At 52.0% G+C, this 12,967-nt stretch carries 14 protein-coding genes; 7 read left to right on the top strand and 7 right to left on the bottom strand.

The genetic code is table 11. The features are described from left to right. Positions 1-3 precede the first annotated feature (3 nt). The 4 genes from dnaQ to Q0903_RS06375 are packed head-to-tail and all read right to left on the bottom strand — an operon-like array spanning position 4 to position 2,702. Entirely contained in the window at positions 4-690 is a 687-nt protein-coding gene (dnaQ, locus tag Q0903_RS06390; protein ID WP_299413866.1) for a DNA polymerase III subunit epsilon, read from the bottom strand. Next, positions 683-1,270 carry a dephospho-CoA kinase gene (gene coaE / locus Q0903_RS06385; RefSeq protein WP_299413864.1) on the bottom strand — a complete coding sequence of 196 codons (588 nt, stop codon included), beginning with the start codon at positions 1,268-1,270 and terminating at the stop codon, positions 683-685. The genes dnaQ and coaE overlap by 8 nt, the downstream gene beginning before the upstream one ends. Continuing rightward, on the bottom strand, positions 1,270-2,106 hold the full coding sequence (locus tag Q0903_RS06380) for a shikimate dehydrogenase (protein ID WP_299026627.1): 837 nt from the start codon (positions 2,104-2,106) through the stop codon (positions 1,270-1,272). The genes coaE and Q0903_RS06380 overlap by 1 nt, the downstream gene beginning before the upstream one ends. Beyond that, positions 2,103-2,702: a nucleoside triphosphate pyrophosphatase gene (locus Q0903_RS06375; RefSeq protein WP_299413861.1), complete on the bottom strand. Its 600-nt coding sequence runs from the start codon at positions 2,700-2,702 to the stop codon at positions 2,103-2,105. The genes Q0903_RS06380 and Q0903_RS06375 overlap by 4 nt, the downstream gene beginning before the upstream one ends. 403 nt (positions 2,703-3,105) lie before the next feature. Here Q0903_RS06375 and Q0903_RS06370 point away from each other — a divergent pair, with 403 nt between their 5' ends. The 7 genes from Q0903_RS06370 (at position 3,106) to Q0903_RS06340 (ending at position 10,470) form a co-directional block, all read left to right on the top strand. Next, positions 3,106-3,555 (top strand): CopD family protein, encoded by a 450-nt coding sequence (locus Q0903_RS06370; RefSeq protein WP_299413859.1) that lies wholly within the window; start codon positions 3,106-3,108, stop codon positions 3,553-3,555. Between the two features lie 140 nt (positions 3,556-3,695). After that, positions 3,696-4,967, top strand: a complete 1,272-nt coding sequence (rho, locus tag Q0903_RS06365) for a transcription termination factor Rho (RefSeq protein WP_299026616.1) — start codon at positions 3,696-3,698, stop codon at positions 4,965-4,967. A 30-nt stretch (positions 4,968-4,997) separates the two neighbouring features. After that, on the top strand, positions 4,998-6,284 hold the full coding sequence (mnmE, locus tag Q0903_RS06360) for a tRNA uridine-5-carboxymethylaminomethyl(34) synthesis GTPase MnmE (protein ID WP_299413856.1): 1,287 nt from the start codon (positions 4,998-5,000) through the stop codon (positions 6,282-6,284). A gap of 12 nt (positions 6,285-6,296) precedes the next feature. Continuing rightward, on the top strand, positions 6,297-8,159 hold the full coding sequence (mnmG, locus tag Q0903_RS06355) for a tRNA uridine-5-carboxymethylaminomethyl(34) synthesis enzyme MnmG (RefSeq protein ID WP_299413854.1): 1,863 nt from the start codon (positions 6,297-6,299) through the stop codon (positions 8,157-8,159). Between the two features lie 38 nt (positions 8,160-8,197). Beyond that, positions 8,198-8,767 (top strand): 16S rRNA (guanine(527)-N(7))-methyltransferase RsmG, encoded by a 570-nt coding sequence (gene rsmG / locus Q0903_RS06350; protein ID WP_299414492.1) that lies wholly within the window; start codon positions 8,198-8,200, stop codon positions 8,765-8,767. Beyond that, positions 8,760-9,587 carry an AAA family ATPase gene (locus Q0903_RS06345; protein WP_299026606.1) on the top strand — a complete coding sequence of 276 codons (828 nt, stop codon included), beginning with the start codon at positions 8,760-8,762 and terminating at the stop codon, positions 9,585-9,587. Before rsmG ends, Q0903_RS06345 begins: the two co-directional genes overlap by 8 nt. Further along, a complete protein-coding gene (locus Q0903_RS06340; RefSeq protein WP_299413850.1) occupies positions 9,577-10,470 on the top strand; it encodes a ParB/RepB/Spo0J family partition protein in 894 nt (297 codons plus the stop codon). The genes Q0903_RS06345 and Q0903_RS06340 overlap by 11 nt, the downstream gene beginning before the upstream one ends. On the opposite strand, the gene hemW is transcribed toward Q0903_RS06340, so the two are convergent. From hemW to rph, 3 genes are read right to left on the bottom strand one after another with little or no spacing between them, the layout of a single operon-like run. Continuing rightward, positions 10,467-11,636 (bottom strand): radical SAM family heme chaperone HemW, encoded by a 1,170-nt coding sequence (gene hemW / locus Q0903_RS06335; RefSeq protein ID WP_299413847.1) that lies wholly within the window; start codon positions 11,634-11,636, stop codon positions 10,467-10,469. The genes Q0903_RS06340 and hemW overlap by 4 nt on opposite strands. Further along, positions 11,626-12,240, bottom strand: a complete 615-nt coding sequence (gene rdgB / locus Q0903_RS06330) for an RdgB/HAM1 family non-canonical purine NTP pyrophosphatase (RefSeq protein ID WP_299413844.1) — start codon at positions 12,238-12,240, stop codon at positions 11,626-11,628. The genes hemW and rdgB overlap by 11 nt, the downstream gene beginning before the upstream one ends. After that, on the bottom strand, positions 12,237-12,950 hold the full coding sequence (gene rph, locus Q0903_RS06325; RefSeq protein WP_299413842.1) for a ribonuclease PH: 714 nt from the start codon (positions 12,948-12,950) through the stop codon (positions 12,237-12,239). Before rph ends, rdgB begins: the two co-directional genes overlap by 4 nt. Positions 12,951-12,967 lie beyond the last annotated feature (17 nt).

The following is a 12,967-nucleotide window of genomic DNA, read 5'->3' as shown; positions in this document are numbered from 1 at the left end:
ATCTCAGGCTTTTAGCCACAAAGCATCGCCGCCCAACTTGCTGACAAACTCGGCGTGGGCGGCGTTTTCTTTTTCGGACAAGCGCGAAGGCAGAGGGTTAGGGCGCGGGCGAGGTGTCCACTCGGCGTTGGTTTCACCTTCTTTTGGCGCAGCACGGGTTGATAGGCCGAAATCGGGCTGCTTACCGCCAATCAGCTCAAGGTACACTTCGGCCAGAATTTCACTATCCAGCAAGGCGCCGTGCAATGTCCGTGACGAGTTATCGATGCCGAAGCGGCGGCACAGTGCATCTAATGATGATGGCGAGCCGGGGAACTTTTTGCGCGCAATGGCCAACGTATCAATCGCCTGATCCCATGGAAGCTGCTGCAATCCCATTTTTGCCAGCTCGAAATTCAGGAACTTCATATCAAAGGCAGCATTGTGAATGATCATTTTGCTGTCGCCGACAAAATCCAGAAACGCCTGACCCACGGCCGCAAATTTCGGCTTGTCGCGCAAAAATTCATCGCCCAGCCCGTGTACCTGAAACGCCTCATTCGGCATCTCGCGCTCAGGGTTGATGTATTGGTGGTAAGTCTTTCCAGTGGCGACATGGCCAATCAGTTCGACTGCGCCAATTTCAACAATACGGTCACCCGATTGCGGATCAAAACCCGTGGTTTCAGTATCAAGAACGATCTCACGCATGGTGCTGGCTCCGAATGATTTGAACGATGTTTTGCACTTGGGCGCGGGCATGTTCAAGCGTGTCTGTCTCGATCACATAGGTTGCACGTGCGCATTTCTCTTTGGCGGGCAGTTGTTTACCTTTGATGCCCAGGAACTGTTCGCGCGTCATGGTTCCGCGCGCCAGCACACGTGCCTCTTGGGTCGCATCATCGGTAAAGACACACGCGGTTGCATCAACCCGCGCATCGCCACCTGTCTCGAACAACAAAGGAATATCCAGAACCACAATGTCTGTATCGGCTTTTGCTAGAAAATCAGCACGGTCTTGCCCCACCAACGGATGCACGATCGCCTCAATCCGCTTTAACGCGGTAGCGTCACGGCCAATAATCTCTTTCAACATGGCGCGCGATATTTCACCATCTATCACAGCTTCGGAAAAGCTATCTTCGAATGCAGGCACCGCAGCGCCGCCTGTTGCATAAAGCCGGTGCACAGCGGCATCAGCATCCCAAACAGCACAACCCTGATCGGCAAACATCTGGGCTGTGGTTGATTTACCCATCCCGATGGAGCCTGTGAGGCCAAGCACAAACATCAGCGAAGTGCCGCAGCACGTGTGGCGCGGTCAACCTCGGGACGGCGGCCGAACCAACGCTCGAAAGCAGGAACAGCTTGATGCAATAACATGCCCAAACCATCAACCGTTACGCAGCCATATTCCTCGGCGGTGGCAAGCATTCTCGTTTTAAGCGGCGCATAAACAAGATCCGTGACCACAGTGTGGGGTCGCAACCCGTCCAGTGGCACCCTTAATTCTGGCTTGCCGATCATACCCAGCGACGTGGTGTTTACCACCAGCGATGCATCATCCACCATGTTACCCGCTTGTACCCAGTCGAATACCCGCACACGGCTACCAAAATCCTGATGCAATTTGTCCGCGCGGACACGCGTTCTGTTAGACAATAAGATCTCTGGCACCCCAGCTTCGAGCAACGAAGAAATCACAGCACGGGCGGCCCCACCCGCACCAAAGACTGCTGCAGGGCCTGAACGGGGGTTCCAATGGGGCGCACCTGCCCTGATATTTTCAAGAAATCCATAACCGTCCGTATTATCAGCATGAATTTTTCCATCTTTGCGGAATATCAGTGTGTTGGCAGCGCCGATCAGGATTGCACGATCTGTAATAAGGTCAGCGATCTCCATCACTTTTTCCTTGTGTGGAACGGTAATGTTCACGCCCACAAACCCCATCTTGGGCAGTGTCCGCAGAACATTCGCCAACTCGTCAGCAGAAACATCCATCGGAATATAGTGACCTGCAATGCCATAAGTCTTAAGCCAATGGCGGTGCAACTGCGGAGATTTCGAGTGCGCTATCGGGGAGCCGATAACACCGGCCAAGGGAATACGGGGAAGCTCTGTCATTGGTCTATGTCTCCGCGCAAGGTCAGGTAACTAAGGATTTCCAACAAGGGCATACCAAGGACGTTAAAGTAATCGCCCTCAATACGCGAGAAGAGGCGCACACCTTCTTCCTCCAGCTTGTAGCCGCCTACAGCGTGCTGGATGCTCTCCCAATTTCGCTGCACGTAGCTTGTGATATAGGCATCACTTGCATCGCGCATCCGTAGGCGAACAACACCAACATGCCGCCACAAGGGCTTGCCGGCTTCGTAGATGACTGCCGCAGACAAAAGTGTATGTCGGTCACCACGAAGAGACTTGAGCTGTTTAATCGCATGATCGGGGGTCTGCGGTTTGCCAAGCAGCGTACCGCGATGCTCCAACACCTGATCGCAGCCGATGACAAGCGCGCCATGGTTTTTCTCACTCACCTTTGCCGCTTTCATTTCCGCAAGCGCATCGGCAATATCACGTGGCGGCGCGCCTTCGGCGACAAGCGACGCGGTGATCATTTCTTCGTCCACCCGTGCAACCTGCACCGCATGCGGCACCGCCGCCTGACTGAGCATTTGGGTTCGAATGGAGGATCCCGACGCAAGGATGATGTGTACACTCATGGGGATAACTCGCGCATAATCCTAAGAATTCATTAATGACAAGTTGTCGACAATAAACAGTTAGGGATCAAGAGGGCGCGGACAGAGGAGTCTCAGGAAGTTTGGCCATTTTTACTCCCCCGTGGAAAAGAACAATTATCAGGTCTGACAAGTCTGGCTATTCTCATTTCCTGCACGTGTTTATCCACAGGAAGAGATCTGTCTCACTATTCCTAAATATCTGATATTAATAATCTTTTGTACTTATTGTCCGGTTGCCCACAAGCGATGGAAGATCACTGTTTGGTTTTCTCATGGCAGGGGATAACAATTTAATCCACAGAAAATCCTGACACTACGTAAAACAACAATCTTTCTTTCCTTCTTTATTATTATAAAGAGAGGCGAAGACAGGGAGCATGACATGTCCGATATTTTGATCGCAACCTATCCATGGGTTAAGGGCATTCACATTATGGCTGTTATCTCATGGATGGCCGCGTTGTTCTATCTACCGCGCCTGATGGTGCATCACACGGAACGTGCAGGGCTAAGCGGCGAGATGCACGAGGTCTTTGCAATGATGGAATACAAGCTGGCCAAAGTGATTATGAGCCCAGCGATGATGGCCACGTGGATCTTTGGCCTTCTGTTGGTCTCAACCCCCGGAATTGTCTATTGGGGCGATGTCTGGCCTTGGTTGAAAGGCGCAGGCGTGATTGCGATGACTGTGTTTCATATGTGGCTGATGCGCCAAATGAAGGGATTCCAGCGTGGTGAAAACACTGTGACAGGACGGCAGTACCGGATGATGAACGAAGTGCCGACATTGCTGATGGTCCTGATAGTGTTTTCCGTCACAGTGAAGTTCTAGGTTAGGTTCCTGACCAGTCTAATTGACAGGCTGCCAGCCAGCGCGTAAAGCAGCGTAAGCACCCCGTTCGGGGATCGCAGTACCCGATGACAATTCAGACCGACCCGCCAGCGCAGAATTGCGCGGCTAAGGATATTTCCATGACACAAGAAACACTCAACCTCGCAGACCTCAAGGCGAAGTCACCCAAAAGCCTTTTGGCGATGGCCGAAGAGCTGGAGATTGAAAACGCCTCGACGATGCGCAAAGGCGAGATGATGTTTCAGATTCTGCGTGAACGCGCGGATGAAGGGTGGGAAATTTCGGGCGATGGCGTTTTGGAAGTATTGCAAGACGGGTTCGGTTTTCTTCGTTCGCCCGAAGCGAACTATCTTGCCGGACCTGATGATATCTATGTTTCGCCTGAAATGATCCGGCAGCATTCACTGCGCACAGGGGACAGCATCGAAGGCTTGATCAAAGCGCCTGATGATGCCGAGCGGTACTTTGCCCTGACCGAAGTCACGCAGATCAACTTTGAAGCGCCCGAGAAAGCACGCCATAAGGTGGCTTTTGAAAACCTTACGCCGCTCTATCCAGACGAGCGTTTGACAATGGAAATTGATGACCCGACCGTCAAAGACCGCTCGGCGCGGATTATCGATCTTGTTACTCCCATCGGCAAAGGCCAACGCTGCTTGATCACGGCGCCACCGCGGACAGGTAAAACGGTTCTGATGCAAAACATCGCCAACTCGATCGAAAAGAATCATCCAGAGTGTTATCTAATCGTTCTTCTGATTGACGAGCGTCCCGAGGAAGTCACAGACATGCAGCGGTCGGTTAAGGGTGAGGTTGTTTCCTCAACCTTTGATGAACCTGCCACACGCCACGTTGCAGTGTCCGAGATGGTGATCGAGAAAGCAAAACGTCTGGTCGAGCATAAGCGCGATGTAGTTATTCTGCTTGATTCCGTGACCCGTCTGGGTCGTGCGTTCAACACGGTTGTGCCATCGTCAGGCAAAGTTCTGACTGGTGGTGTGGATGCCAATGCACTGCAACGCCCAAAGCGGTTCTTTGGTGCGGCGCGTAATATCGAAGAGGGTGGATCGCTGACGATCATCGCTACAGCGCTGATTGATACTGGTAGCCGCATGGACGAGGTGATCTTTGAAGAATTCAAAGGTACGGGTAACTCCGAAATCGTTCTGGACCGCAAAATTGCAGACAAGCGCGTGTTCCCGGCGATTGACATCCTCAAGTCAGGCACGCGTAAAGAAGACTTGTTGGTTGATAAGATTGATCTTCAGAAAACGTTTGTTCTGCGCCGTATCCTTAACCCGATGGGCACAACAGATGCGATTGAATTCCTGATTTCCAAGTTGAAGCAGACCAAGACGAATTCAGACTTCTTTGACTCTATGAATACCTAAAACGTCACATAAATTCAAAGGCTTAGGTCTATGGATACTATTTTCGCCCAAGCAACAGCAGTGGGCCGCGCTGGAGTGTCCATTGTGCGGGTGTCCGGCCCTGGGGCCCATTTGATCTGTGAGCAGATGGTTGGAAAATTGCCTGAGGCCCGTGGATCTGCTTTGCGAATGGTTAGGGACCGCGAGGGCGGCTTTATCGATCAAGCTCTTGTGCTTCGATTTGACGGACCTGACAGTTTTACTGGTGAGGATGTCATTGAATTGCAGCTGCATGGCAGTATTGCAATTATCAAGCGCGTTTTGTCAGTTCTTGGACAGTTCGAGGGCGCGCGATTGGCCGACCCTGGAGAGTTTACGCGACGGGCACTTGAAAATGGTCGTCTGGATCTGGTGCAGGTCGAAGGCCTAGCTGATCTCATCGAAGCTGAGACAGAAGCACAAAGAAAGCAGGCTTTGAGGGTACTAACTGGTGCGTTAGGATCAAAAATTGAAGAATGGCGTCGGGCGCTGATCCGGGCAGCTGCTCTGTTGGAAGCTACAATTGATTTCGCTGATGAAGATGTCCCAGTTGACGTGACTGATGAGGTTCGTAGCCTATTGTCAGGAGTTGAGGCAGCGCTTGTTTATGAGATTAAGGGAACGAATGCGGCTGAGAGGATTCGAAGTGGTTTTGAGGTTGCTATCATTGGCGCACCTAATGTCGGTAAATCCACGCTTCTGAACCGCGTTGCAGGCCGAGAAGCTGCGATTACGTCTAACATAGCTGGCACAACCCGGGACGTGATTGAGGTACGCATGGATCTTGGTGGATTACCGGTCACTTTGCTTGATACGGCTGGTATTCGGGAAACTGATGATGTCGTTGAGACAATGGGCGTAAACCTTGCACTACGACGTGCAGCAGACGCCGACATGCGCGTGTTCTTGATGGAGGAAGGCGACGCTCTTCCGATGCAGCTAGAAGAAGGTGATGTCGTACTTCGTGCAAAAGGTGACGTGGGGTCTTCCGATATTCCGAGCGTTTCTGGTAAAACAGGGCAAGGTGTCGATAGTCTTATGGATCAGATAGAAGAACGGCTTTCGACGCTGGCGTCCGGTGCTGGCCTTGCTACCCATGAAAGGCACGCAAGAGCGATGGATGTGTCGCTGAGGAATCTGATATCGGTGAAGGAGCTTTTGAACCGCGGTCCAGATGAATATGAAATCGCTGCGGCAGAACTACGCATGGGTATTTATGCACTGGAGACTTTGGTAGGTCGCATTGATGCAGAGAATCTGCTAGACGAAATATTCTCAAGTTTTTGTCTTGGTAAGTGAGGATTGTTTCACGTGAAACATTTTGATGTTGTAGTGATTGGCGGTGGGCACGCAGGAACGGACGCTGCGCACGCGGCTGCGAGATTGGGTTCGAGGACTGCTCTTCTAACAATGTCGCGGGAAACGATTGGTGTAATGTCATGTAACCCAGCCATTGGCGGGCTTGGAAAAGGGCACTTGGTTCGTGAAATAGATGCACTCGATGGTGTTATGGGGCGGGTTGCCGATGCGGCGGGAATTCAATTTCGTCTCCTGAACCGTCGAAAAGGTCCTGCTGTTCAAGGGCCCCGTGCGCAAGCTGATCGGAAAATTTATCGAGAGACGATGCTTTCCGAGATTTCAACGCATCGGAATATTGAAATTATTCAAGGTGAAGCTGTTGATTTTATAATGGATGGTCCGCGAGTGGCTGGCGTTCTGCTTGGTGATGGATCACGCATGACAGCCGGCGCAGTCGTGCTCACAACGGGAACCTTCCTTCGTGGCGTTATTCACATTGGTGACGTGCAAAGATCTGGTGGCCGGATGGGCGACAAGGCGTCTACTCTGTTGGCGGACCGGATTGATGGGTTTGGCCTCGCTCTTGGCCGGCTAAAAACAGGCACGCCGCCGCGGCTTGATGGTCGGACGATCAATTGGGACGGTCTTGAAATGCAGGCCGGTGATGATGATCCGACGCTGTTTTCATTTATGTCGGGGGCTGCTCGATCACGGCAAATATCTTGTGGTATCACTCACACGAATGAAAAAACCCACGATATAATCCGAGAAAACCTTGAAAGCTCAGCCATGTATGGCGGCCATATTGACGGGGTGGGCCCCCGCTATTGTCCTTCAATCGAAGATAAGGTTGTGCGCTTTGCTGATAAAGCTTCGCATCAGGTATTCTTGGAACCAGAAGGCCTCGATGACCCCACAATATATCCCAACGGTATCTCCACATCACTGCCCGTAGCGGTGCAGGCGGATTATGTTCGTTCAATTGCTGGGTTAGAGGACGTAAAAATCCTGCAGCCAGGATATGCGATTGAATACGACTATGTCGATCCGCGTGCCTTAAAGCAAACTCTTGAACTCAAAGCAGTTCCAGGGCTGTACCTCGCTGGACAAATCAATGGTACTACAGGCTATGAAGAGGCGGCTGCGCAAGGACTGGTTGCAGGATTGAATGCCGCCTTGGCTGTCCAAGAGGCTGATCCTGTACTGTTCAGTAGGACGAATAGCTATATTGGTGTGATGATTGATGATCTCACAACACGGGGTGTGACGGAACCTTATCGAATGTTTACGTCTCGTGCTGAGTTCCGACTTTCACTGCGTGCTGACAATGCGGACCAGCGACTGACTGGCCTGGGCATCCAATTGGGATGTGTGTCAGAGCACCGTCGGGAAGTATTTCTCGAGAAGATGGTGAAGTTGGATAAGTGCCGGAGTTTACTCGATTCTCAGACCTTTACACCAAAAGAAGCGATGAATGTCGGAATCGAGATCAATCAGGATGGGCAACGCAGGACGGGTTTCCAGCTGCTTTCATTTACAAATGTTGATTTTGATCACCTACGGCTCTTGGATGCCGCCTTGAACGACGTGTCTGACGAAATCGGAGCGCAGGTAGCAAAAGATGCGCTTTATGCGAATTATGTGAAGCGTCAAGAGAAAGATGTCGCGTTGCTTCGGAAAGATGAAGGCGAACTCATTCCAGTACATTTCGACTATTCGGTTATTGAAGGCTTGTCGAACGAGCTCAAATCAAAGTTAATCGCGGGTCGTCCTGAGAACCTCGCTCAAGCATCGCGTATTGACGGGATGACACCTGCAGCGCTCACATTAATCCTTGCGATGATACGCAAGGGCTATCCAAGGAAATCAGCATAGTGGATAGTGTTTTCCTGTCGAATGTTTCACGTGAAACAATGGATGATCTGAAAGCATTTGAGGCGCTTGTCAAAAAGTGGACGAAGAAGATAAATTTGGTGTCTAGCGGTGATGTCGCCCAGATATGGGATCGTCACATAATCGATTCGATTCAGGTATATTCGTCAGCTCCAAGAGTTGGCCGTTGGTTGGATATTGGTAGTGGCGGGGGGTTCCCAGGCATCGTCGCTGCAATTCTAGCTAAGGCCGATACACCCAAGCGTGAATTTACGCTGATTGATAGCGACCAAAGAAAATGCGCGTTTCTTAGAACAGTTGCGCGTGAACTATCCTTGAATGTGAAAGTACTGGCCCAGCGAGTGGAAAGTATTGAACCGATGGGCGCTGAAGTTCTAAGCGCGAGGGCGTTTGACGATCTGGACGGCTTGTTGGTTCACGCAGAACGGCATTTGGCACCTGTAGGTACAGCCCTGTTTCCAAAGGGAGCGAACTGGAGAAAAGAACACGAGGCAGCACAGAAGAATTGGTCTTACGAGATCGATTTGATTAAAAGTACAACAAATCCCGACGCCACTATCCTCAAAATAAAGGAGCTCTCGCGTGTCTGATCTTTCCCGGCCTCCTGGTCCTAAAATCATTGCGGTGGCAAACCAAAAGGGCGGTGTTGGGAAAACGACCACAACAATTAACCTTGCGGCCGCCTTGGCTGAAAAGGGAAAGCGGGTTCTGGTTATCGATCTTGATCCGCAGGGGAATGCATCTACCGGTCTTGGTATCGAACTTGATGATAGAGAATTTACAACCTACGAGCTGTTGCTGGAGGATGTTGATCTTAATGACGTGATCTTGCCCACCAAAACTGAGAACCTCTTTATTGTCCCTGCAACGGTTGATCTAAGTTCAGCCGATCTTGAGCTTTTATCCAATGAAAAACGCAGCTTTCTTTTGCATGATGCGTTGCGCCAGACGCAGATGGACACGTTCGGTTTTGACTATATCCTAATTGATTGCCCACCCTCGCTGAACCTATTGACAGTGAATGCTATGATTGGCGCACACTCGGTCCTTGTTCCATTGCAGAGTGAGTTCTTTGCGCTCGAAGGGTTGTCTCAGCTCATGCTGACCATTCGTGAAGTCCGGCAATCGGGCAACAAGGACTTGAGGATCGAAGGTGTTGTTCTGACGATGTACGACCGCCGGAATAATCTCTCGCAGCAGGTTGAACAGGATGCACGGGATAATCTTGGTGATCTTGTATTCAGAACGATGATCCCACGTAATGTCAGGGTAAGTGAGGCTCCCAGCTTTGCAATGCCAGTGTTGGCCTATGATACCTTGTCCAAAGGTGCAAAAGCCTACCGTGAACTGGCGATTGAACTAATATCAAACAATGAAACCGCAGCCAAAGAGGTGCAGCATGTCGAATAATCAAGAGCGCAAGCGGGGCCTCGGCCGTGGGCTGTCTGCCCTTATGGCAGATGTGAGCGAGACAGAGACTGTCGCGGCCAAAGGACCATCTGCTGCGGATCAGATGGTTGCGATAGAGAAGATAACTCCAAACCCGGATCAGCCTCGCAAGCAATTTGTCAAAGATGACCTCGATGATCTTGCTGCTTCGATCAAGGAAAAAGGCGTCTTGCAGCCATTGATTGTGCGGGCGCGCGATGGAGGGAAATTCGAGATTGTAGCGGGCGAGCGGCGTTGGCGCGCTGCACAGATGGCTCAGCTGCATGAGCTGCCTGTGATCGTGCGGGAGTTTAGCGATATTGAGGTTCTTGAGGTCGCGATCATCGAAAACATTCAACGTGCTGATCTGAATGCCGCTGAAGAGGCTGCCGGCTATAAGCAGCTGATGGATAAATTCGGTCACACTCAGGAAAAGATGGCAGAAGCTTTGGGCAAAAGCCGTAGCCACATCGCCAATTTGTTGCGGTTGCTAAACCTGCCAGCGCCGATACTGGACTTGTTGCGTGATGGTCGCCTCAGCGCAGGTCACGCGCGCGCTTTGATTCCTGCGCAGGACCCATTGAAACTAGCGCAGCAGGTCATCAAAGGGGGTTTGTCAGTTCGTGCAACCGAGAGCTTGGTGAAACGGGAGCAAGCGGGTGATACAACTGGCAAAAGCGGTACCCAGTCTAAAGGCGATGAAAAAGATGCAGACACAAAAGCACTAGAAGGTGATCTGTCGGCCAATCTGGGGATGAAAGTGTCACTTTCGCACAAGTCTGGCCAAGAAAGCGGCCAGTTGACCGTTCAATACAAAAACCTTGATCAGCTGGATGAACTCTGCAGATTGTTGAGTAACAGTTAAGATGTCAGCAGGGCTGATGTGACTGAGTTAAGCACCTTAAACCCCTGATTTGTAACGATTAAACGACCATTTGTCTGTCTGATCATTCCAATTTCATTCAGATGCTCGAGCGTGCGTGGATCAAGTGGTTCTTGGGCGAGGTCTTGGTAGCGCGCGACATCAATACCTTCGCGTAACCTCAATCCCATCAGCAGAAATTCGGTCGCTTCATCGCAGGACGCAAGAACTTCGCGGCTCTGTTCTGGATTGCCAAGCGCTGCGGCATCGAGCCAGCGTTTGGGATTGCTATAGCATATTGTGGCGTGACGTTGCCCGTTACGCGTCAGTCGCCCGTGCGCGCCGGGGCCGATGCCTAGGTAGTCTCCATAGCGCCAGTAAATCAGATTGTGCCGCGACTGAGCGCTGTCCGATGCGTGGTTTGATACCTCATAGGCGGGCATGCCATTTGCACCGCATATGTCTTGAGTCAGGTCGAACATATCCGCCCCAAGATCGTCATCGGGAAGACCGCGTAATTTGCCCATTGCATACCGATCGCCAAATGCGGTGCCGTCCTCGATCGTTAATTGGTAGAGCGAAAGATGATCTATCGAAAGGGTTAGGGCCTGCTTCAGCTCTGCTTCCCATTCCTTAAGTGTCTGGTTCTGTCGCGCGTACATAAGATCAAAGCTCACCCGCTCGAATGTACTGCGCGCTATATCGAAAGCGGATAGGGCTTCATCTACTGTGTGGATGCGGCCAAGCCTTTTTAGGTCGGGATCGTTCAGGGCCTGAATACCCATAGAAATTCGCGATACCCCGCCATCACGGTAGGCCACGAACCGTCCCGCTTCTACCGAGCCTGGGTTCGCTTCCAACGTAATTTCCAGATCATTGGCAGTGGGCCACAATTTCTTGATTTCAGAGATTACCGCGGCGACCGTTTCAGGGTCCATCAAGCTGGGGGTGCCGCCTCCGAAAAAGACGGATGTCACTGTGCGGCCAGCAGTTTCCTGAGCATAGCGGTGCAGTTCGGCCAGATAGGCTGTTTTCCAAGCGGATTGGTCAATGTTGCGAGAGACATGACTGTTGAAATCACAATAGGGGCACTTGGCCTCACAATAGGGCCAATGGATATAGATGCCGAAACCACCCCGACGCCAATCCTCGTTCGGGTTATCTGTCAAAGCACTGTGCGAGCAGTTTTTTGAACGCGTCTGCGCGGTGACTGATGGCGTTCTTTTCATCGTGGCTCATCTCTGCAAACGTGCGGGTTTCGCCTAACGGCTGGAAGATAGGATCATAGCCATGTCCGATCGAGCCGCGCATCGGCCAGACATATGTGCCGTCTACGTACCCTTCAACCACTTCATCATGTCCATCAGGCCATGCAAGAACTAGTGTTGCACAGAACCGCGCGGCACGGGGATGGGGAGCATTTGCTTTCTCCAGCAGGTCGTGCGTTTTCTTCATCGCCATAACGAAATCACGTCCGTTTGGCGTTTCGGCCCAGTCCGCAGTGTAAACACCTGGCGCATTATCGAGTGCGGCGACTTGAATGCCGCTGTCATCGGCAAGGGCGGGAAGGCCTGTCGCCTTCACCGCAGCACGGGCCTTGATCCGCGCGTTTCCGATAAACGTGTTCTCGGTCTCTTCTGGTTCTTCCAGTCCCATATCGGCGGCACCCACAACCGTGATGCCAAGAGGGGAAAAAAGCTCCTGCATTTCTTCGAGCTTGCCCGCGTTGTGCGTAGCAATCAGAATGCGATCTCCCTCGAACTTTCTGCTCATGCGCATGCGGCCCGTTGTATCGCTGTCAGCTCTGCGATGCCCTTTTCGGCAAGGTCCAACAGTTTGTTCATTTGGGCCCGCGAATAGGTAGAGCCTTCTGCGCTCATCTGGGTTTCAATCATCTGGCCGCTTTCGGTCATGATAAAATTACCATCCACGCCTGCTTCGGAATCTTCTGGGTAATCAAGGTCCAGAACGGGCTGGCCTGCATAGATACCACAGCTTATCGCGGCAACCGGATCAACCAGCGGGTCCGAGATCACATCGCCAGCTTTCATCAATTTGTTCACCGCCAAACGCAGCGCGATCCATCCGCCTGTGATCGAGGCGCAGCGCGTGCCGCCATCTGCCTGAAGCACATCACAGTCAATGGTAATCTGACGCTCACCCAAGGCAACGCGGTCGACCCCTGCGCGCAAACTGCGCCCGATCAGGCGCTGAATTTCAACAGTGCGCCCGCCTTGCTTGCCCGATGCCGCCTCACGGCGCATCCGTGTGTTGGTTGCGCGGGGCAGCATTCCGTATTCTGCTGTGACCCAGCCAAGGCCGGAGCCTTTGATAAATGGCGGCACCCGCTCTTCTATGGTGGCTGTACACAAGACATGGGTATCGCCCATCTTGATCAATGCTGATCCTTCGGCGTGCTTGGTAAAGCCAACCTCGACCGAGACAGGGCGCATTTCGTCAAGTTTCCGGCCAGATGGGCGCATGGGATATTCCTTTTGGT

This window comes from uncultured Sulfitobacter sp. (assembly GCF_947502895.1).
GTDB lineage: Bacteria > Pseudomonadota > Alphaproteobacteria > Rhodobacterales > Rhodobacteraceae > Sulfitobacter.
The sequence above is the reverse complement of the archived record's forward strand: the minus strand, read 5'-3'. Positions and strand labels throughout refer to the sequence as shown.